The sequence below is a fragment of the Janibacter sp. LM genome (genome assembly GCF_039631275.1).
In the GTDB taxonomy this organism is placed as follows: Bacteria; Actinomycetota; Actinomycetes; order Actinomycetales; family Dermatophilaceae; genus Janibacter; species Janibacter terrae.
The window spans coordinates 55641-77857 of record NZ_JBDIVG010000029.1 but is presented as its reverse complement, the minus strand read 5'-3'; the positions used below and the strand labels follow the sequence as shown (position 1 = coordinate 77857).

The window sequence follows — 22217 nt, the reverse complement described above, 5'->3', positions numbered from 1 at the left end:
ACCTCGCACCCCCTTCACCGCTCCCTGAGGAGCTCGCGCAGCGAGCGTCTCGAAGGGACGCCCTCGCCCCTCTCCCCGCTCCCTGAGGTGCTCGCGCAGCGAGGGTCTCGAAGGGACGCCCCCGCGCTCCCCGAGGACCTCGCCCCCCCTTCACCGCTCCCTGAGGCGCTCGCGCAGCGAGCGTCGCGAAGGGACGCCCCCTCGCTCCGCGAGGACCTCGCACCCCCGTCACCGCTCCCTGAGGAGCTCGCGCAGCGAGCGTCTCGAAGGGACGGCCACCCCCTCACCCAGCCCCGAAGACCGCGCGAAACAGCGACCCCAGCCGGTCGCGGCCATCCCCCGCCCCCGCGATCTCGATGACGGACGGATCCTGTGCGGCGATGCGCAGCTCGCCGACCACGATCCACAGGGTGAGCAGGGCGTCGTCGAGCTCGCCGCACTCCTGAGCGCTCAGCAGCAGATCCCGTAGGCCGGGCTCAGCATCGACCACGGCCGCCACCCGGCTCGCCGCTGACCGCCTGACGTGCTGGGTGCGTGCGTACCCGATGACGCGGCCCAGCTCGACCAGCGGAGCGGGGTCGGTGTGCCCGTCCCAGGCCAGGACGACCAAGGCCGACCTCGCATTCGCATACTCACGAAACCGGGCCGGCAGCACCAGGCACACGCCGGGACACCACGGGCACGAGTGGTAGCCCTCGAAGATGGGGGCGGGAGCCAAGGACGCAACTCCGTTGACCTGGTAGCAACGTGAGCACCACCAGAGGGACGCGCGCTCCGCGACCTCGATCATGGGCCTCCTCCTTCACAAGCAACACCGGCCACAGGAGTACCCAGACGCCACAGGATAAACCGCCTCATCTGGTGACCTGCGTTACGGCCGCCGCGTCGCTCGCTGAGGAGCTCGCGCAGCGAGCGTCTCGAAGGGACCCTCACCTCACAAGCGCCACCGCCACTGCAGTACCCAAACTGCCGCTCGACCTCCGCGGGGCGCGAGGGAGCGCCCCCGCCTTTCCTCGACGGTGGTCGGGCTGGCGAGCCGCTGCGTCCACGGTTCACGCTCGTCTGCTCGAGTCGAGCAGCCGAACGAGTTCCTTGAGCGTGAGGTCCGCTTGAGGTGTCGCAGCGAGTAGTCGAGGACCACCGTGCGGTGCTCGACCTCCAGCGGCAGGGCGATGTCCGCGTGCCTGAGGATCTGCTCCGAGATCTGACGCGCGGAGGGCTCGAGACCTCGAAAACACCCGGCCGAAACTCGTCGAGCCCGTGCTGGAGGGCTGATGCGCGCACGGGACCGGCAGATGTTGCTGGTGCACACGGTCATGGCGCGCACGGTCATGAGCTCTCTCCTGCCGGGCGACAACGTCCGACCATCGCGGGGGTCCCATGGGTGCGATCTCCGCCGCCGTATGCTGATTCCGCCTCAACGCACCCGGATCTTCGGAGCCCTTCCCCATGCCGCGTCACCGTATCGCTGCCCTCCGAGGACTTCCGCGAAGGCGTCGGAGTACCTGGCTCCCGATCGCGATCGTCCTTCTGCTCGCGCTCGTCGCCGCGGTCGCCTTGACCATCGACCGGACCGACTAGCGGACCGGCCCGGAGCCCACGAACGAGTGGCGAACACCACTGGACAGCGAGGCCCGGACCAAGACGAGCGCGGCGCTCGTCGTCGACGGTCGACCCAAGCTCGCGGCCGTCGTCTCGGGAGTGCCCGCCGAGCTCCAGGTGCTCGACATCGAGACGGGAGAGGTGGACAGCGCGGTCGGCCTGCCGGGCATGGTGAGCGGCGAAGCCATCGCCGTGGGCGGAGACGGCCACATCTACGTCGGAGGGGAATCCGGGCACGTCTTCCGGTACTCGCCCGGGTCGGCCGCCGCGGATGATCTGGGCGCGGCCACTCCAGGCACGACCAACATCTTCGACATGTCCGTCGCACCGGACGGCTCGGTCTGGGGTGGCAGCTACCCGACGGGGGAGCTGTGGCACCTCGACCCGGCCTCGGGGAGGATCGACAACCTCGGGCAGGTCCGACCGGGAGCGACCTACGCCCGCAGCGTGACGGTCGACGGCCGCTACGCATACGTGGCGGTGGGTGCGACCCGCCCCGAGATCATCCGGGTCGACGTCCGTGACCCGGCCAGCAAGACACGGATCGCCCTGCCCGAGCCCTTGACCGCCGGGATCATCAGCGAGGTGCGGGTCCTGGGCAACTTCCTCGCCGTGCGGCTCCCGTCGGGCTCGACCGCGAACGGGACGACGCACCCCGCGCAGCGACGCCTGTACGACCTGCGTCGCGGGTCGTGGGACGTCCCGGCGAATGTCACTGGGCAATCCCCCTCCCCCGTCGACAGTCGCGGCGAGTTTCACTACGTCGCCGACGGCCAGCTGTGGGGGGTCAGCGCCACGACGGGCACGAAGCGCGCGATGGCCTCCGTCGGAGCAGCCGTCGGCCGGGATCGTCACATCGTCCACGGGGCTTCGGCGACGACACGGCTGACTGGATGCTCACCTTCGTCCCGCAGTCCCAGGAGATCAAGGCGGTCGACCTCACGACCTTCGACCAGCGCACTCTCCCCGCTCGGCTGCAGCCTGTGCCGATGGCCATCAAGTCACTCTCGGCCGGGGACGACGGGCGCGTCTTCGTCGGCGGGTTCGGCGGTGCGAGCCTGGCCATCGTCAATCTTCGTACCGGCGCGACGACCCACTTGCCGCGTCGGCCGACGCCCCCCGGTCCGGGGACCATCGGGGAGATCGAGGGAACGATCGCGCACGGCCGCTACCAGTACCTTGGCACTACACCGGCGGCAAGATCTTCCGGAACGACCGCTCGCGGCCGTGGGTCGACGGGACGAATGCCCAGCTCATCGCGAGCCTCGGTCCTCCCACGGCCAGGACCGACCCGTGGCATGGGCCACGGCTGGACCACGGACCCTCTTCGGCACGATCCCCACGTACGGCGAGGTCGGAGGTGGTCTCGGGGTCATCCACTCCGACCAGGCCGACCCCACCTTCGTGCGCAACGTCGTCCCCGAGCAGTCCGTCGTCGCACTGACCGCCGTCGGCGACGTGGCCTACGGGGGCACCTCGCGTTGGGGAGGACTTGGTGCGCCCCCGTCCTCCGGCGACGCCAAGGTCTTTGCCTATGACACACGGCTGGGTCGCAAGCTGGGGGAGGTCGCACCCGAACCGGGCGCCCAGTCGATCGGCTCGATCGTCGCCGACGACTCGGGTCGGCTCTGGGTCGCCGGCTCAGGCACCCTCTACCAACTGGATCGACGGACGGGGGCAACGCTCCGCAAGGTCACGTGCACCCCCCTTCGCTGGCCGCGCGCCCCACCTACGCCTCCTCGGCACTGGTGGTCCACGAGGGCGCGATCTACTTCCAGTCGGGCGACAAGATCCACGCGGTCGACCCGGATACCCTCGACGTGACGACGGTGGTCTTCTCCGGAGTGACCGCGCCCCGTTTGGCCGTCGTCGACCAACAACTGGTCTACCCGGCCGGCACACGCCTCAAAACCGTCATGCTGTGACCGCCCCTCAGCGACCGTACGCTCCTGCGGGCCGCCGGCGACTCACAACATCTGCCACACTCGCCACAGGGGTATGTGATCCTGCGCAGACGAAGGGAGGGGACGTGGCGTCAGCCATGCCTGCTCGAGTCCGACGTCTGCGGCGCCACCGCCTCGTCGCCGCCGTGGCCGACACCCTCGTCTGGTCGGGAGCCGTCGGCGCAGCGACCGTCCTGCGGTATGACCTGGACCCCGCCCGCATCAGCCTCGACAACCTGGTCCTCGGGGCAGCGATCGCCTCGGCCGTCCACCTCGTGCTCGGGGTCGCCCTCGGCCCCTACCTCGTGCGGCACCAGGCGGGCTCCTTCGAAGAGGTCTACGCCCTGACCAAGCTCGGCCTGCTGGTCGGTGGGCTGCTCTTCGTTGCCAACTTCTTCTACGAACCCCTCCTGCTCCCCAGGTCGGTGCCCCTCACGGCGACGGCCATGGCCCTGATCGGCATGTTCGGCGCCCGGTTCGTCATCCGCGCCATGGATGTCGACACGCCAGACCCCGACGCCCGGAGGGTCGTCGTCTTCGGCGCCGGCGAAGGCGGGCACCAGCTCATCCGCTCGATGCTGCGTGACCCGCAGGAGGGGCTGCTCCCGGTGGCCATCCTCGATGACGACCCGCGCAAGCGGCGCCTGCGCATCGACGGCGTGCGGGTACGAGGGCGACGTGCCGACCTCGAGACGGTCGCGGATCGGGTGGGCGCCACCACCTTGGCGGTGGCGATCCCGAGCGCCGACTCGGACCTGATCCTCGATCTGCAGGACCGAGCGGCACGAGCCGGTCTCGAGCTGCTCGTCCTCCCGTCCACCTCGGAGATCATCGGGCTGCGCGGCGCCCGCAGCCTGCGCAGCATCGACCTGCGCGACCTCCTCGGCCGCCAACCGATCGAGCTGGACTCGGCGGCCATCGCCCGGACGGTCATGGGCCGGCGCGTGCTCGTCACCGGTGCCGGCGGTTCCATCGGCTCCGAGCTCTGCAGGCAGATCTCGCGGTACTCGCCCGCGAGTCTCGTGATGCTCGACCGCGACGAGACGGCGCTGCAGGGGACGCAGATGAGCCTGACCGGCCGGGGCCTCTTCGAGGGTGACGACGTCGTCCTCGCCGACATCCGGGACGTCGACCGGCTGTTCGAGGTCTTCGTCGAGCACGAACCGCAGGTGGTTTTCCACGCCGCGGCGCTGAAGCACCTGTCGATCTTGGAGCGGACCCCGAGCGAGGCGTGGAAGACCAACGTGATCGGCACACTCAACGTCCTGGAGGCAGCCAGGGCCCACGGTGTCGCCACCTTCGTCAACATCTCGACGGACAAAGCTGCCAACCCCCAGAGCATCCTGGGCTACAGCAAGCGGCTGACGGAGCGGCTGACCGCCGGGTTCGCGCGCAACTACGACGGAACTTTCGTCAGTGTCCGTTTCGGCAACGTCCTGGGTTCCCGCGGATCGGTCGTGGGCATCTTTTCCACCCAGATCGACCGCGGTGGACCGGTGACGGTGACCCACCCCGATGTCGAGCGGTACTTCATGCTGGTGGAAGAGGCCTGCCAGCTCGTGCTGCAGGCCGCGGCAGTCGGCCAGCACGGCGATGTGATGGTGCTCGACATGGGCCGTCCGGCCAAGATCGCAGACGTCGCCCGGACCTTGATATCGCTGGCTGGACGCCCCGACACCGACATCGTCTACACGGGGCTGCGCCCGGGCGAGAAGCTCCGGGAGGAGCTGTTCTCCGACGGAGAGACCATCCTGGGCTCCGGGCACCCTCGCGTGGCGCACGTCCCCGTCCACGCCATGACGACCCAGCAGATCGCCGGACTACGTGCCGCGTCCGAGGACGAGGTCATTGCTTGGATGATGCAGGGGCGACCGCGTCAGGTCACCGAGGACGGATTCCGCGCCGTGTGGCCCGGCGCCCCCGCCGACCTCGACACCCGTCGGTGAGGCCGATGAGTCGCACCTTCGTGCGGGTCACGATGACGACGGCGGCGGTCACGTGCGCTGCGGCCCCCGTGGTGCGTTCTGCGCTGAGGGCGGCCGACGTGCTCGACCGCCCCACTCATCGTTCCTCGCACTCGCTGCCCGTGCCCCGCGGCGGAGGGGTCGCCTGCGCCCTCGGGGTCCTTGCCGGCGGAGTGCTCGCACGAAGGGAGGCCGAGGGCCTGACGGGACGCCAGGCCCTCGCGGTGGGAGTGCTCACCACCACGGGCCTGGCCGACGACATCCTCGGCCTACCAGCTGCCACTCGTCTGGCCGTGCAGGTCGCAGCAGGTTGGTGCGCCGGCCGTGGAGGCGCTGACGTGACCGGGGCCATGGCATTCCCCGTGATCGTCAACGTCGTGAACTTCATGGACGGGATCAACGGCATCACCGGCCTCACGGCACTGGCGTGGGGGGTGACCGGTGCCGCCGGCGGCGCCCCGACGGTCGCCGCCCTCGTCGCGGGAGCAGCAGCCGGCTTCCTCCCCTGGAACCTTCCGGGCGGTCAGCTCTTCCTCGGCGACTCCGGCAGCTACCTCTTCGGCTCGCTCATCGGTTCAGGCGTGCTGTCGACCAGCAGTGCACGCGAAGCCCAGCTGCTGCTCGTGCCGCTCCTGCCCTATCTGGCCGATGCCGGTCTGACCCTCCGCCGTCGTCACGTGCGCCTTGAGCCGCTCCTCGTGGCCCATCGCGAGCACGCCTACCAACGTCTCGTCCACGAGGCAGGTCTGAGCCACACGCAGGTGGCTGGGAGCCACGCGGTCCTCGTCGCCGGCCTAGGTCTCGTGGCGCAGCGATGCAGGGCGCCCGTCGCCACGGCTACCGGGGTCGTCGTCGCGCTCGCGTGGGCCTGCGCGCCCGCGATCGTCCGGCGGATCAGACGAGATCCGCGCCGCTCACGGAAGCAGCTCGCGCACTGACGAGTTGCCGGGCCCCGTCTCGGTCTGCGTGCCGGTCTCGCTCGAGGTCGACGACGGCGGCGACGGCTCGGTGGAGCTGGTCGTCGGTGACTCGGTGGGAGAGCCGGTCGGCGACGGTGGGATGTAGGTCGGCGAGACGTAGGTCGGCGGGACATAGGTCGGTGGGATGTAGTTCGACGTGGGGGGAGCCCCCGGTGCCTCCGTCGAGGTCACCGGACTCGTCGTGGTGGGCTCGGGTTCCACGGTCTCCGGGGCGGTCGTAGACGGGCTATCGGTCGGGGCGGCCGTGGTGCTCGTGGCGCTGGAGCTGTCCGCCGAGTCGGCCCTGAGCAGGGCGTCCACGACCGTCGTTGCCCACAGACTCGCTCCCGCCTCGGACAGGCCCGTCGGCAACCAGTCAGCCCGCAGCTCGGTCCCCGAGGCATCACGGAAGGCCGCGTCGACGTCGATGACGGGCACATCTGCGCTCTTGGCCCAGGACCGCTGCTCACTGCGAACCGAGCCACCTGTCCCGTCCACGCGACGGGGAGGGACCACCAGGGCCAGGACGGCGTCCGGCGCCTGCTTCCGTGCGGCGGCTCGCAGGGCCTTCAGCCCCGGCCTGACATCCGCCTCGTCCTGCGGGGAGAAGCTGATGAGGACGACATCTGCGTCCTTCGGGATGAGGAACTGCGCTCGGTTGGCCGCGTAGGTGAGGCTGGCGGCAGCGACCGACCCGTTGCGCAGGGTGAGCTTCTTGCCGGTGCCCGAGGTGGTCTCGTCCAGGTAGCGCGTGGGGTCCGCGGGGTCCAGCTCGGAGTAGCGGACGGTGCGTTCGCGCTCTCCGGCGACATCGGCCATCTCCCGCACCCATCCCCCTTCCCCAACCCCGGGCTGCGCTCCCAGGACGACCACGACCGGGTTGGAGCGATGCCGCACGACGCTAGCGGGGCTCGGACTCTTGGTCGTCGTGGAGGAGGACGACTTCTCCGAGGTGGTCGAGGACTCGGAGGGGGTGCTGGACGACGAGGACAACGAGGGCGGACCCTCGACCCCCACGACCACGGCGAGCACGATGGCGAGGTTGAGGACCACGACCGCCACTCCTACGAGTACCCCGGACAGGCGTGCGCGTCTCACGATCGCCAGTATCACCCATGCCCTTGTCCCTTGGGCAATCGCGGCGTGCTGACCTGCACCCCGCGCTGGGCTCTCGAGTGGCAGACGACTGGTGCATCACCGACACTGGGGCTGCCCTCTCCCGTCCACGGAGGGCCACCGTCTCCTTCCATCGATGCAGACCGCATGAAGCGACTTCTGCATGCGCTCGCCCTCAGCGTCATGACGGGTGCTCTCGTGCTCCGTCGCAGTGCCGAGCGCGAGCGTCCTTGTACCGATCACTGCGGGTCCTGAGGCTTGGGGTCAGTTCGAGTCCACGGGGCTGACCCCGCAAGGGTGGTGGACGAGTGCCCCCTCACCGAACCGCGTGGTGGTCTCCAGCAGCCGAGCGATCTCCGGATCCCGTTTGCTCATGGTCGACGACACGTCCACCACTGCGGCCGCTTCCGCCACCCGACCGCGCTTCGAGGCCCACCCCCGTCGGACCTACTACGTCGCTGCCACGCCTACCAGACCGGCGGAAGCCAGCTGATGCGTATCAGCTGGTATGACGCGAACTCCAGGCTCATCGACCGCAGCCAGCGCGCCACCTCCAGGGCAACCATGGTGTGGCAGAGGGTCTCGATCGACGCCGTTGCCCCGGAAGGTGCTCGCTACGGCGAGCTGCAGATTACCTCGAGTGCGGCCGGTCGCGGCACTGTCTGGTGGGACGCGGTGACCCTGCTGACGCCCTTCGTCACGAACAGCGGGGCCCAGGCGACGCCGACGTCCTATGAACCCGTCCCCGGGTGGACCGTGACGACCAGTGGCGGAGCCAAGGCGAGCCGTTCCACCACTCAGGCCCCACTTGGCAGATGGTCCCCGGAGCTCGACGACGCCACCACGACCGGCGCGGCACGGGCCACGAGCGACCTGGTCCCGGTCCAGCCGTCGGTCACCCACACGGTGCGCGCTTGGGTCTTCCCCGTACGTGGCACCTCGTCGCTCGCGGTGGCGTGGCACGACGCGGACAAGCGACCCCTGACCTCCGAGACGGTGTCCGGCAGCAAGCCCTCCGGCCGGTGGGGCCTGATCGCGACGAAGCCCGTCGCACCGACGAGCGCCCACTACGTCACGGTGCGACCGCAGACCTCGGTCGCCGGCACGGCGCACTCCTACTGGGACGCCTTCAGCGTGCTTCCCACGCCGGGCGCGCCCATCCCGACATTCACCACCACCACCAGCCTCGGCACGCCTGTGGACGGTGAGGCGCAGACCAAGACGAGTGACATCGTGGTGGTCGGCGGGCGACCGAAACTGGTGACGATCGTCTCGGGCACCCCGGCGCAGCTGCAGCTCCTCGACATCCAGACCAACCGCGTCGAGACGACGATCGACCTGCCCGGCATGAGCGCTGGCCAGGCGATCACCGCCGGCCAGGACGCCAAGATCTATCTCGGCGGCAACAGCGGCGCGCTCTATCGGTTCACCCCCCGGAGCAAGCGCGCGGTTCGGCGGCCCGAGCCTGTCCATCGTCGACCCGGCTGATGGATTTAAGACCCAGTACCCGAAGACGTCCTCCCTCTCCGGCAGTGCGGTCATCAGGAAGGTCGAGGGCTCCGTGGGCAGCGGTCACCACCAGCACCTCGGCACCTACACCGACGGTCGGATCTTCCGGCACGACACGACGCAGCCGTGGTCGGACGGCAAGAACCCGGCCCTCCTGACGACCCTCGGACCGACCCACACGCAGGACGGCCCGCTCGCGTGGGCGACGTCGGGTGGCCGGACCTACTTCGGGACGGTGCCGAAGTACGGCGTGCGCGGCGACGGGCTCAGCATCATCGACAGCGCCACCGCGACCCCCGGTTCATCCGCAACACCGTCCCGAGCCAGTCGATCGTGAGCGTGGCTGCCGCCGCCGACGTGGTGTACGACGGCACCTCTCGCTGGGGCGGCCCCGGGGCCCGGCCGTCGGACGACGGCGCCAAGGTCTTCGCCTATGACGCCTCGACGGGCCAGAAGCTCTGGGAGGTCCAGCTGCGCGCGAATGTCCAGTCCTTCGGACCGATCATGGTCGGGCTGGACGCCACCATCTGGACGGCCGACTCGGGGGCCCTCTTCGAGCTGGTCCCCGAGGACGGGCGCGACGTTGCGGACGCTCGTGGTCACCCCCAGCCCCCAACCCGTACAGCACGCGTACCAGAACTCCGACCTCGCCAGCCACGGCGGGTACATCTACCTGCAGGCCCTCGACAAGGTGTACGCGATCGACCCGGTCACCCTGCGCGTCGCGGCGCCGGTGTCGAGAGGGGTGACGACCCGACGGATCGCGATCCTGGACGACCAGCTTCTCCACCCCGTCGGCCCCACCCTGATGCGGACGGCGATCCGCTGACTCGGTGACTGACGCCGCGAGATATGTTGTGGGCAGCGATCGAAGGGGGAACTCCGTGCCGATGTCCGCGGCCCGTACGGCTCTGTGGCACCTGCGCAAGGGCGGCGTCCGCCAGCTGCGGACCTGGCGGCGACGCCAGCGCGTCGGTGGCGGCGTCCCGACCGTGACGGGCACCGACTTCCCGGAGTGGCCGATGCAAGACCGGCCTCCGCGACGACCCGACCTGCGGGTCGCGGTGGTCCTCGACGACTTCAGCCGGCTGGCTCTGGCCCCCGAGTGGCACCAGATCGAGGTGACACCTTCCCGGTGGCGCAGTCAGGTGGCCGAGGGCCTCGACCTGTTCTTCGTCGAGTCGGCCTGGCATGGAAACGGCGGCACCTGGCGGTACCAGCTCACCGGGTCCAAGGCCCCCTCCCCCGAGCTCGTCGCCCTCGTCGAGCACTGCCGCTCGGCGGGTGTACCGACCGTCTTCTGGTGCAAGGAGGACCCGGTCCACTTCCACGACTTCGTCGACACCGCATCCCTCTTCGACCATGTCCTCACCACCGACGTCGAGATGCTGCCGCGCTACCGGGAGCGGCTCGGCCACGACCGGGTGGGCGTCATGCCCTTCGCGGCCCAGGAGCGCATCCACAACCCCATCCGCCCGGCCGGTGGCCATGCAAGCCGTGACATCGCCTTCGCCGGCATGTACTTCGCCCACAAGTTCCCCGAGCGCCGCGCACAGATGGACCTGCTCCTGGGGGCGGCCTCAAGGGTCTCGCCCCGGATGGAGCACGGGCTCGAGATCTTCTCGCGCTTCCACGGGAAGGAGTCGGAGTACCAGTTCCCTCCCCTGCTGGACGAGCACGTCGTCGGGTCGCTGAGCTACCTGCAGACACTGACCGCCTACCGGGTCTTCAAGGTCTTCCTCAACGTCAACTCGGTCGTCGGCAGCCCGAGCATGTGTGCCCGGCGGGTCTTCGAGATCTCGGCGTGCGGCACGCCGGTCGTCTCCACACCTAGCCCCGCGCTCGATGCCGTCTTCCCCGAGGACGAGGTGATCCGGGTCGACGAGCCGCAGGAGGCGGAGTGGATGCTCCGGGCTCTCGTGCGCAGCCCTCTACTGCGGGACCGCACCACCCACCTCGCCCAGCGCCGGATCTGGCGCGAGCACACCTATGCAGCGCGGGTCGACGAAGTCCTGAATCGGGTGGGGCTGGACGAGCACGTCCGGCAGGCGCGGACCGTGACGGCGCTCGTCTCGACGAACCGCCCGCACCAGCTCGAGCACGTCATCGCCCAGGTGGCCCGTCAGCGTGAGGTGCCGGTGCAGCTGGCGCTGCTCATGCACGGCTTTGACCATGAGGCGCGGGCGCGGGCGCTAGCCGCCGAGCACGGCATCGAAGACCTCGTCGTCTTTCGCGAGGACCAGGATGTATCTCTCGGATCGTGCCTGAACCGCCTCGTCGACGCCGCGGACGGCGAAGTGGTGGCCAAGATGGACGATGACGACGAGTACGGGCAGCACTACCTCTTCGACAGTCTCGCGGCGCTTGAGTACTCCGGCGCCGATGTGGTCGGTAAGCACGCCCATCACATGTACCTGGAGAGCCAGGGTGCGCTGATCGTGCGCTTCCCCGAGTGGGAGCACCGCTTCAGCCACTTCGTCGCTGGACCCACGATGGTCATGTCGCGCTCGGTCGCGCTCGAGCAACGCTTCCCGGACGCCTTCATCGGGGAGGACAGCGAGCTGCTGCGTCGAGTCTCAGCCGACGGAGGCCGAATTTACTCTGCGGACCGGTTCGGCTTCGTCCAGGTGAGGAGCGGTGCTGAACGTCACACGTGGGGGGCGACCGACGCGGAGATGGTCGCGAACGCCGACATGCTTGCGGCCGGAGTCGGCCTGGATGCGGCCGTGGACGCTCTTGCCGGGGGAGGATGGGGTTCTCCAGCCGTCGAGCCGAATCAACACCCGCAGACGTTGTTGCACCGAAAGGCGATCTGATGGCAGCCTCACCGCTCCCAGCGCACTTCCCTCTCACCCTCGTGTCCGTCGACGGCGCGGATTACCGGATCTGCCTTCCGCACGCGGGATCGGACTACATCCAGCGACAGATCAGCACGACCGGCGAGCCCTACGAGCACGAGATGCTCCAGGCGATGGCTGCGACGCTGGAAAGCGACGACCTCGTCCTCGACATCGGCGCGAACGTCGGGAACCACACCCTGTACCTCGCTGGTGTCGTGGGCGTGAACGTGGTCGCCTACGAGCCCGACGCGCGGCTCACCACCGCCATAGAGGAGTCGGTATCCGTCAACCAGCTCGGGGAGCGGATCCGCGTCCGACGGGCAGCGGTCTCCGACGAACCCGGTGAGGGAGTGCTCGTGGACGATGCGATAGGCAACCTCGGCGGCCAGCACCTCTCCACCGAGCCCGGCGCGGAGGGCTCGACAGTGCCGGTGATCCGGCTCGACGACGAGATGCCCCAACGACGGATTCGGGCCCTCAAGATCGATGTGGAGGGGCACGAGCGGCTGGTCCTCGAAGGGGCCGCGGAACTCCTCAAGCGCGACCATCCGGACGTCTGGATCGAGTGCCTGGACATCCAGTGCTACCGGGACGTGGTCGAGTTCCTGCAGCCTCGGGGCTATCGCTTCGACTCGGTCTACAACGCCTCCCCAACACACCGGTTCGTCCACGGGGACAGGACGACCACCCAGGCCATGAGCACCCCGATCACCGCACTCATGGAGAGGTTCTACTCGGACCATGCTGCTTATCTCTCCACCCGCGATTCCCTCGAGGAGGCGAACCGCAAGTATCGGCTCGTCACGCAGCAGTTGGCGGACCTCAAGGCGAAGAGCGCTGAAGGGAACGCACGGCTGGCCGATCGTGTCAACGAGCTCACGTCGGCCGCAGACGCCCAGAATCCCGATGCCTGGCAACGCGTCACCGCAGCGGAGGAGGGAGCGGAGCGCGCGGAGCAGCAGCGACAGGGAGCCGTCGATCGTGCCCGGCGGCTCGAGGCCGAGCTCGCTGAGCTCACGAGCAAGCACACGACACTGGCGGTGGACTACGACGAGCGGGTGACAACCCTCCTGGAGGCCGGGCAGCAGTTGCGTCGACAGCTGTCGGACGCGCGCGAGACGCACTCCCGGGAGGTCGCGGAGTTCCGTCAGCGACTGAGGGAGATCGAGGCGGCTGTCGCGGACGAACGCCGCGGGTGGGAGGAAGAGCGGGAGACGGGTGCAGAAGAGCTCGGCGTGCTCCAGCGAGAGCGGGACGAGGCGACAGCGGATCTGGACGACGCCAACCACCAAATCGAGGCCCTAACCGGCGAACGGGACCACGCCCACCACACCCTCGCCGAGCGCGACACCGAGTTGACCGACCTGCGCCCCCAGCTCGAGGACCTCACCACCAGCCGCGACCAAGCCCAGGCGGCCCTGGACGACGCCAGCCACCAGATCGAGGCCCTAACCGGCGAACGGGACCACGCCCACCACACCCTCGCCGAGCGCGACACCGAGTTGACCGACCTGCGCCCCCAGCTCGAGGACCTCACCACCAGCCGCGACCAAGCCCAGGCGGCCCTGGACGACGCCAGCCACCAGATCGAGGCCCTAACCGGCGAACGGGACCACGCCCACCACACCCTCGCCGAGCGCGACACCGAGTTGACCGACCTGCGCCCCCAGCTCGAGGACCTCACCACCAGCCGCGACCAAGCCCAGGCGGCCCTGGACGACGCCCGCCACCAGATCGAGGCCCTAACCGGCGAACGGGACCACGCCCACCACACCCTCGCAGAGCGCGACACCGAGCTGACCGACCTGCGTCATAGGCAGGCGCGGTACCGGGAGGACTTCGACGTCCTGCGGAGGTACGTCGCCACATCGAGTGAGGAGCTGGAGACCCTCCGCGCTGAAGCCGCCGAGCTGAGAATGTCCCTCGCGGAGCAGACCGACCGGTCTGGAGAGCTGCTAGGCGAGCTCGACCAAGAACGCGGCCGGATCGCGCAATTGGTCGCCGAAGGTGCTGAGCGTAACCAGCACGTCCAGCACCTCGCACGGAACAACCGCCATCGCCGCCAGCGCATCGTCGATCTCGAAGGGATCATCGAAGCCCGTCAGCTCGAGATCGACCGGATCGTCGAAGTCCGGCAGCTTGAGGCGGCTGAGCTTCGAGTCCGCCTCGAGAAGGGGGCTCGACGGCGCCAGCTGCTCGAGAGCGAGCTGGAGCAAGAGCGCGCCGAGTCCGACCGACGGTGGAGGACGGCTCGGGATCTCCGGGGGAGCCAGACCTATCGCGCCGGGCGGGCGTTGAGCGACGCACGCACATGGAAGGGCTTCTGGCTGCTCATCCCGCGTCTGTACGCCATCTACACGGGAGCACAGAAGGAGATTTATCGATGACCGCGCCAGGCATGGCCCCGACGCCCGTCGTCCCCGCCGACGTTGAGAACCGCCGGCGGCGCATAAACCCGGTCCCCGTCCGCCGTCGGGCCGGGCGGGCCGGAGATCTTGTCGTGGCCTGCATCCTGGACGAGTTCTCGTACAACTCCTTCGCCGGAGAGGCTGACCTGGCACCGCTGACGATGGAGAACTGGCTCGTCGAGATCTCCGCCGCTCAGCCGGACCTGCTGCTCGTGGAGTCCGCATGGCGGGGGCACAAGCAGACTTGGTGGAACACCGTCCACCGTCACGGTGCCGAGCTGACCGGAATCGTCCAGTGGTGCCGGAGCCGTGGCATCCCTACGGCGTTCTGGAACAAAGAAGATCCCGTCCACTTCAACACTTTCCTGACAACAGCGAGTATGTTTGACGCCGTTTTCACCACGGACCTTGACTGTGTACCGAGGTACAAGCAGCATCTTGGGCACACGAATGTGCACTTCCTGCCCTTCGCGGCCCAGCCCGCTGAGTCCAACCCGATCGAGGAATTCGAGCGCATTGACGGATGCGCATTTGCGGGGGCTTACTACGAGCGCTACCCCGAGCGTCTGGCGGACCTAGCGGAGCTCTCAGCCGAACTGTCCACGGGAAGCCGGCGGTTCGACATCTACGACCGGAACCTGGGTAAGCACACGCCGGGGTACCAGTTTCCTGACGAGTACCAGTCCATGATCGTTGGAGGCGCCCTGACGCCTGACATGCTCGCCATTCCTTACAAGGGGTATACCACCAACCTGAACCTCAACTCCGTCAAGCAGTCCCAGTCGATGTTCGCTCGGCGCGTTTTCGAGGTCATGGCCTCGAACACCCTGGTCGTGAGCAACTTCTCCCGAGGCCTCCGCGCCATGTTCGGCCAGCTATCGATCAGCACCGATTCCGGCGTCGAGATGCGACGTCGACTCGATGCGCTCGAGACCCAGCCGAACGGGAACGAGCGGCTTCGGGCCATGGCTCTGAGAAAGGTCCTCCGCGAGCACACCTATGCGGAACGTCTTGCGTTCATCGCTGCGCACAGCGGGGCAACCTTGAGGTCGGAGACGATCGAACGGCCCCTCCTCGTGCTGGAGCCGTCGAACGAGTTCGAGGAGCGCACTGTCCTGGAGGCTCTGACCGCCCAGAGTCACACCGACTGGCGGCTCCTCGTACTCGCCGGATCGACGGCTCTTGACGACCCTCGCGTCACCTACGGCGACCGAGCGAGCATCGCCGCCACAGGGCTGGTGGAGGGATGCACCCATCTGGGATGGCTCGACAAGGACGCGTGGTACGGCCCCCACTACCTCGAGGATCTGATTCTGGGGCTGCGTTTCGCGGATGTAGCGGCCTGCGGTCATGTGGAGCGCTTCATCTTCGACGGCGGGAGCACGGCACGACGGGACGACGCGGGAACGCAGTGGTCGATGCAACCGAACCTGTTGCTGGCACGCTCGCTGATGCTGGTCGATGACTGGGATTCATTGCCATGGGACCTGGATCTTGAGGACGCGTCCGAGCTCAGCCACGGCCCGGGTCTGGCCGTCGGACCGGTCGAGTTCGTCGCAGGGGGTGCCACCGCATCGGCAGCTGCGCTGTCGCCCGCGTCAACCTTGGACGTCGACACAGGTCTCTCGCTGACAGATTTGAGGAACTTCGCCGCCTCCCTCCATCTGGATGATTCAGCGGAGGAGCTCCTCCCACGGCTGCGCCTCGCCGAGATCCTGGCCGACCTGCCCCCCCACCCCGAGCTCACCATGTCCGAGACCCTCACTCAGGCTCTTGAACTCACGTCCACGCTTCCGGCGGGCCAGCATGTCTACTGGAACTGCAGCGGCACTGTTCCAAGGCCCGATGTCCTGCACGATGAGATGACGGTCTACCTCGACATCCCGGTCGGTCTCGACGCCATGCTCGTCGTGTACTTCCTCGACGACGAGGACCGACGTATCGGTCACGCCCTGGTCGGCCACCGACGGAACATCACTTTCACGGTGCCGGACAATTGCACGCGCGTCAGATGGGGCTTGCGTGTCAGCGGACCGGGTACGACCCAACTCGATGTGCTGTATCTAGCGGAGTTCCTGCCACCCCCGTTGCCTCTGCTGCCAACGGCGGACCACCTCGTCATCTCGAACATATACCCCTCATACGACAACCTGTATCGCAACGCCTTCGTCCACACCCGGCTGCGGCGCTACCACCAGGCAGACTTGCACACCGAGGTCGTCCTGCTCGCGCCGAGTCCCGCACCGGCCTTCCGTGAGTTTGAGAATGTGGACGTCGCAACGATCTCTCCCGAGGTACTGAGCACGACATTGGCGGAGCAGCCTGAGCGGACATTGGTCGTCCACACCCTCTCCCCTGGACTCTGGAAGGTCCTGAAAACTGCCGAACATCGCGGACGGGTCGTGGTGTGGGTCCATGGGTTCGAGATCCAGCCATGGTGGCGTCGACGTTTCAACTACGCTACAGAAGCCGAACTGGCCGAAGCGCAGCAGGTCTCTGATGAGCGGATGACCTTCTGGCGTGGAGTTTTCCACGACCTACCCGAGAACATCCACTTCGTCTTTGTGTCGCGCACCTTCGCCGAGAGCGTTTTCGAGGACATCGGCAAGAGGCTCCCCGAGGCTCAGTACTCGATCATCCACAACCCCATCGACACCGAGCTCTTCGCCTACAGGGAGAAGGAGCCCGAGCTCCGGAAACGGATCCTGTCTATCCGCCCGTACCACACTCGCGTTTACGCCAACGACCTCGCAGTTCAGGCAGTCCTTGACCTTGAACATCGAGAGGGCTTCGACGATCTGCATTTCACCTTCTATGGCGACGGACCCCTTTTCCAGGAGACCGTCGAGCCGCTACGAAGGCTCAACAACGTTGAGATCCATCAGGGCTTTTTGACTCACGAGCAGATTGCTGCAGTTCACCGGGAGCACGGAGTCCTGCTAGTCCCGACTCGTAGCGACACTCAAGGTGTCTCCCGGGACGAGGCAATGAGTTCGGGCCTAGTGCCTGTCACTTCAGCGGTCGCTGCTGTACCGGAGTTTGTGGACGACACTTGCGCCATACTTGCCCAAGCGGAGGACCACCAGGGACTAGCGGAGGGGATTTGGAGCCTGGCGTTCGATAGCAACCTGTTCAAGTCACTCTCAACTGCCGCTTCCTCGCGCGTTCGCGGCCAATGTGGGGCACACTTCATCGTCCCCCAAGAAGTCAGCGTCATTAATCAAACCATCGGAAACGAGTGCCGCCGCTTATGAAAATTTCCATCATCGGAAGCTGCGTAACACGCGACGCCTTCGAGATCGGCCCGCCGATTGTGCCAACCCACTACGTGGCGCGGTCTTCCCTCGGGAGCATGTATGGCGACACGCCGGCTTTTGAGTTCCCCACCGATCTCGTCACGTCGCCATTTCAGCGAAGAATGCTCGAATGGGACATTCAGAAAACCTCCCGCCTCATCCCTCTTAACGATGACACAGATGCGCTCATCTACGATCCTATCGACGAGAGGTTCTCCCTGGCACTTTGGCCTGACGGTGGAGTCTGCACAATCTCTAACGAGTTTCGAGCAATGAATGTTGCACTGCCCGAAGGGGTGAAAATCGTCCCATCGATGACCGACGACCACTACCAAATGTGGGAGCGCGGCTGGACCCAGATGGTGACCGAACTAACGAGGGCAAACATTCTCGATCGGCTGATTGTTCACAGGGCCATATGGGCCACCGGCTTTGACGATGCTGCCGGAGAGAGCCCCGTTTACCCGAGGCCCGTCATCGACAGGGCCAATCAATACCTCGGTCGACTGTCTTCCCGCATGGATAGAGACATCCCCCAGAGTCATCGAATTCAGGTCGAACCGTCATTGGTTCGTGCCACTCGTGATCATAAGTGGGGCCCGTCTCCCTTCCATTACACGTCTGCTTATTACGCCGACTTCCGAGAGAAGCTTTCCCAGATAGTCAGTTCGTGAGGCCTTCGCGGAAAGCTGTGGGGAACAGCGTGATTACACGATCCATGTCCGAGACCTCGGGATTTCTACCCATGTTCGTCGTGATAATCGCGTCCTTCCGATCGGGCAGCGCTTCATAGACCGTGTCTTGTTCCGCATGCCGTGTCCAAATATATCCAAAGTCACGCGAGTCAAGGATTACCGGCGCGAATTCATCCACCCGATGATGCGAGGCGTAGCGAGGCGGCACCGTCCACCTTCCATTCGATTCAATCCGCGAAATTCCAAGCAGACCGATAGCGATATTAGGAACAGTAACTTCACGGAAATTTGAGAACTGTCCATCCCGGTAGAGAGCAGTGACGCCCTTGCTCATTGAGATGTACATGCCGACGGTAGCATCAGACATTGAGCCAGCGCAGCGATCGAAGAAGTTCACGGGCAGGAGATCGTCATCGTCCAGCCGGAAACTTCCGTATATCTGTGGCCCGCCCCCCGTACTGGCCACAAGTTCGCTCGCCACTCGATCCAGATTATGCTGCCCCACGCCGTCTACATACTCGTCCAGAAGTAGCCATGGATACATTCGCGCGGCGTCGTGGAGTATGTCCGTCCACGGCGTGGGCATCTCCTTAGAGTAGGAAACCATGTGGCGGAACTGGTGTTCTTTAGCGGAAGCGTCAAGCTGAGGCAAGGAGCGGTTCACGAATATATCGATCCTCGGCTCCATCCGTTCGGGGGAATATAGACGTGTGAGATATGCGTCCCGATCTGATGCGTTCTTGCTTGCGTGCCAGGCGGAGGAACCTGGCAGAAAGAGCGAAAATCGGGTGTATCCAACGAAATGCATCTTCGTCCTATCCTGCTCACTTGCCCGGGGTGGGCGACTACCGCTGCCGACGCTTCAAGCCGGGCCGCTGTCGTCCGCGACTGCGATTCACCCTAACGGCTTGGCCTGTCCGGCTGGTCACCCCTCCGTCAGTGAGCGCCAGCGTGAAGCCCTCCGGGACCGTGTCTCGATCGTCGTTCCCAGTGGTTTGGTGTGCGCCGTCACACCACTCCAGTAGCTGAATTGGGCATAGTTGGTACTCCCCCGAGGTTAATACGACTGGCCGCCACCTATGCAGCCCCATCAAATCCCGACCGTAGCCCTCGCCCTGGAGGCCCCTCGATGCGCACATCCCGAACGCTGCACTGCCTGCTCGCAGCTCTGATGGTCGTGACCCTTGGGGTCTTCGCGGCCTCGGCGCAGGCTGCCCCGCCACTGGTCTCCGGCACCGAGACCGATCTTGGTGTCGCAATGCCGGGGAAGGACGGCGCGGTCCGCTCTGAGGATGCCGCGCTCGGCGCCCTCGGAGATGGCCGGTACCTCGCCGTCTACGCCGCGGCTGGAACGGCGGAGATCTCCCCGCGGCTCTTCGCGATGGACATGGCCGGCAAGAAGGTCGCGGAGATCGACCTACCCGCCGGTATGAACGTCCTGGCACTGACGTACAACCCCGCCTCCAAGAGCTTCTACGTCTCATCCGACGACAACTCGTACGGCTACGTCTACGAGTGGACCGGTGGCACGACGGTCACCCAGCGGGTGCGCATCGCAGGTCACAAGATCCAGACCCTGGCGGTGGCCCCCGACGGCGCTGTCTACATCGGCACGTTCGCTCCGAGCAACGGCCGGCTCTACCGGTGGGACGGAGCCCTGCGCGATCTGGGTCAGCCGGTGGCGGGACAGTCTTACGTCCGCGAGCTCGCCGTCACGAGCACCCACGTCTACGCGACCAACTACGCCTCCGCCCCGACTCGTCTGACCCGCATGGACCTGAACGGTGGTACTCGCACCAACCTGACTCTCCCCAGCGCCATCAGCTCCGAGAAGTCGATCGAGCACCTTCGCGTCGCAGGGGCCTACCTCCTCGGACGGACCGCAGACTCGGGCCGCCTCTTCGCGCTGAACATGTCCACCCTGCGCACGGTCAGCTTCAACGACCAGGTCGGCCGCGACTGGCGGACAGGAGAGACCGCAAACCCGGTGCCGTACCTGTCCAACGTGTCCCCGTACGCGGTGTCACCGCTCTTCGAGGGTAAGTACGTCTACCTCCAGCGGTCGGGCGCCGGACTGATGCGCGTCGACATCAGCGACGGCTTCAAGACCATCCGGCTCGACAAGTACTTCCCCGGAGAGAACCCGAACATCTGGAACGGTGCCACAGTCTCTGGCCCGACGGCTTTCGCGTGGCGCAGCGGAGCACTCGGTCGTGGGCTGTCCGTCGTCGCCACGACGATCGACGGCAAGCTCGTCGTGAACAGCCCCGCCCAGGCGGTCGGCGGCCCGGCTACCGCGTCGCTGAGCGCGACAGGGACCCCGTCCCAGATCTGGAGCATGGGGACAGACAGCGCCGGCCGTGTCTACGCGGGCGGGTACAACCTCCCGACGGGTGTCGCGAAGTACGCAGCCGGGAGCACGACGGTCCTGGACGGACCTCAGGTCGAAGGCTTCGGCGCGCACGGTGACGGTGTCTACATGGGCGGGTACAACGGCGCGGCCACCAACAGTGCCCCCATCCTGCTGTACGACGGCACCAACCCACCCGAGACTGTCGCCTACCTGAACCACAACCAGGAGAGGCCGGTCGCCTTCCAGTCGATGAGCACTAGTCTCGTCGCGATCGGATCGATCCCGGTCAAGAACACGTTCGGCGGTGCGCTCACCCTCTTCAACCCCGGCACAAACTCCGTCGTCGTCAAGAACAACCTCATCCCGAACCAGAGCATCATCTCGCTGAGCAAGCACAACGGTCTGATCGTCGGCGGATCCTCCAACACCGGCGGTACCGGCGTCACGCCCAGCGGCTCGACGATGGCGCAGATCTTCACCTATGACCCCTCCTCGGGCGCGCTCAAGACTCTGGAGGCCCCCGGTCCGTCCAGCAGCACATGGCGCTGGGTCGCCGCGATCACCCCCGACCCCGCGCAGGCCGGCCACTTCTGGGCGATCTCGACGGGCCAGCTCATCCAGTTCAAGATCAACGCCGACGGCACGCCGGCAGTCACGAAGAACCTCGGTGCGTACGACGCCAAGACCTCGTCGCCCTCCGGCCGAGAGCTCGGCATCGTCTTCAACGGCTCGACGATGTTTGTGACGATGGACGAGTCGATCTACGCGGTCAACCCCGAGACCGGGGAACGCCAGCTCGTGGCAGGCCCGACGCAGTCGGGCAAGGTCACCCAGCTCGTCAGCCCCGATAACGGCCAGACGCTCTTTTTCGCACGTGGGGTGCGCTGGTTCAAGTACACGGTGGCGTCCACGTCGATCCCGGCGGACCCGTGCACCTTCCCCGCGCCGACGGTGACCTCCCACCAGGAGGACACCTACTCCGCCCCGAACCAGAATGCGGTCTTCGAGGGGACAGCCGAGCCCGGCACCAAGATCAAGCTGGTTTCTGGAAGCCGAACGAGGCTCGCGGACGTCAGCGCCAGTGGCAAGTGGTCCATGTACCCGCTCTGGATGGGATGGTGGTCAGGACCGCTCACCTTCACCGCCAGCAAGACGGGTTGCGACTCGAAGGCCACGACCATCCGGGTCTGGTTCGTCAACAAGCCCACCAGCCACGTGAACGCCATCCTCACCAGCCACGACACGACGACCGTCTACTCCGGAAGCCAGTGGGTCGCCTTCGGCGGCAAGGGCACTCCAGGTGCTCTCGTCGAGATGTGGGTCGGCTCTCAGTACCGCTTCGCCACAGTGCGTGAGTCCGGTCGATGGAGCATGAGGTCGGTCTTCGTGGGGACCAACCCCATCACCATCAAGTTCAAGTCACACGCTCCGGGGACGACCACCCCGGTCAGGGACTCCACCGCATCGGTGAACTTCGGCTGACAGATCACGAAGAGGGTGCCTCGCGGACGACATCCGTGAGGCGCCTCTTC

Annotated in this window: 14 protein-coding genes; 11 read left to right on the top strand and 3 right to left on the bottom strand. The window is 66.8% G+C overall.

Features of this window, described 5'->3' with window-relative positions; all coding sequences use genetic code 11:
• Window positions 1-283: 283 nt before the first annotated feature.
• A complete protein-coding gene (locus tag ABC138_RS14820; protein WP_345914172.1) occupies window positions 284-790 on the bottom strand; it encodes a hypothetical protein in 507 nt (168 codons plus the stop codon).
• A gap of 2509 nt (window positions 791-3299) precedes the next feature.
• Between ABC138_RS14820 and ABC138_RS14815 the strand changes: the two genes are divergently transcribed.
• The 3 genes from ABC138_RS14815 (at window position 3300) to ABC138_RS14805 (ending at window position 6447) form a co-directional block, all read left to right on the top strand.
• A complete protein-coding gene (locus ABC138_RS14815) occupies window positions 3300-3527 on the top strand; it encodes a hypothetical protein (protein ID WP_345914171.1) in 228 nt (75 codons plus the stop codon).
• Between the two features lie 116 nt (window positions 3528-3643).
• Window positions 3644-5491, top strand: a complete 1848-nt coding sequence (locus ABC138_RS14810) for a nucleoside-diphosphate sugar epimerase/dehydratase (protein WP_345914170.1) — start codon at window positions 3644-3646, stop codon at window positions 5489-5491.
• A 5-nt stretch (window positions 5492-5496) separates the two neighbouring features.
• A complete protein-coding gene (locus tag ABC138_RS14805) occupies window positions 5497-6447 on the top strand; it encodes a UDP-phosphate glycosyltransferase (protein WP_345914169.1) in 951 nt (316 codons plus the stop codon).
• Here the strand turns inward: ABC138_RS14805 and ABC138_RS14800 are convergent.
• Complete coding sequence (locus ABC138_RS14800; RefSeq protein ID WP_345914168.1) at window positions 6424-7566, bottom strand: SGNH/GDSL hydrolase family protein; 1143 nt, start codon at window positions 7564-7566, stop codon at window positions 6424-6426. The genes ABC138_RS14805 and ABC138_RS14800 overlap by 24 nt on opposite strands.
• A 510-nt stretch (window positions 7567-8076) precedes the next feature.
• Here ABC138_RS14800 and ABC138_RS14795 point away from each other — a divergent pair.
• The 7 genes from ABC138_RS14795 to ABC138_RS14765 all read left to right on the top strand — a co-directional run bounded on the left by ABC138_RS14795 (window position 8077) and on the right by ABC138_RS14765 (window position 18311).
• Entirely contained in the window at window positions 8077-9072 is a 996-nt protein-coding gene (locus ABC138_RS14795; protein WP_345914167.1) for a hypothetical protein, read from the top strand.
• A gap of 73 nt (window positions 9073-9145) precedes the next feature.
• Window positions 9146-9430 carry a hypothetical protein gene (locus ABC138_RS14790; protein WP_345914166.1) on the top strand — a complete coding sequence of 95 codons (285 nt, stop codon included), beginning with the start codon at window positions 9146-9148 and terminating at the stop codon, window positions 9428-9430.
• Between the two features lie 258 nt (window positions 9431-9688).
• Window positions 9689-9922 carry a hypothetical protein gene (locus ABC138_RS14785; RefSeq protein WP_345914165.1) on the top strand — a complete coding sequence of 78 codons (234 nt, stop codon included), beginning with the start codon at window positions 9689-9691 and terminating at the stop codon, window positions 9920-9922.
• Between the two features lie 61 nt (window positions 9923-9983).
• Window positions 9984-11909 carry a glycosyltransferase gene (locus ABC138_RS14780; RefSeq protein WP_345914180.1) on the top strand — a complete coding sequence of 642 codons (1926 nt, stop codon included), beginning with the start codon at window positions 9984-9986 and terminating at the stop codon, window positions 11907-11909.
• A complete protein-coding gene (locus ABC138_RS14775) occupies window positions 11909-14320 on the top strand; it encodes an FkbM family methyltransferase (RefSeq protein WP_345914164.1) in 2412 nt (803 codons plus the stop codon). The genes ABC138_RS14780 and ABC138_RS14775 overlap by 1 nt, the downstream gene beginning before the upstream one ends.
• On the top strand, window positions 14317-17595 hold the full coding sequence (locus ABC138_RS14770; RefSeq protein WP_345914163.1) for a glycosyltransferase: 3279 nt from the start codon (window positions 14317-14319) through the stop codon (window positions 17593-17595). Before ABC138_RS14775 ends, ABC138_RS14770 begins: the two co-directional genes overlap by 4 nt.
• Window positions 17592-18311, top strand: coding sequence for a DUF6270 domain-containing protein (locus ABC138_RS14765; protein ID WP_345914162.1), 720 nt, complete (start codon window positions 17592-17594; stop codon window positions 18309-18311). The genes ABC138_RS14770 and ABC138_RS14765 overlap by 4 nt, the downstream gene beginning before the upstream one ends.
• On the opposite strand, the gene ABC138_RS14760 is transcribed toward ABC138_RS14765, so the two are convergent.
• The gene (locus ABC138_RS14760; protein ID WP_345914161.1) at window positions 18301-19140 is read right to left on the bottom strand and encodes a glycosyltransferase; all 840 of its coding nucleotides are present in this window, start codon (window positions 19138-19140) and stop codon (window positions 18301-18303) included. The genes ABC138_RS14765 and ABC138_RS14760 overlap by 11 nt on opposite strands.
• Window positions 19141-19503: 363 nt before the next feature.
• On the opposite strand from ABC138_RS14760, the gene ABC138_RS14755 reads away from it, so the two are divergent.
• Window positions 19504-22167 (top strand): hypothetical protein, encoded by a 2664-nt coding sequence (locus ABC138_RS14755; protein WP_345914160.1) that lies wholly within the window; start codon window positions 19504-19506, stop codon window positions 22165-22167.
• The last annotated feature ends 50 nt before the right edge of the window (window positions 22168-22217 follow it).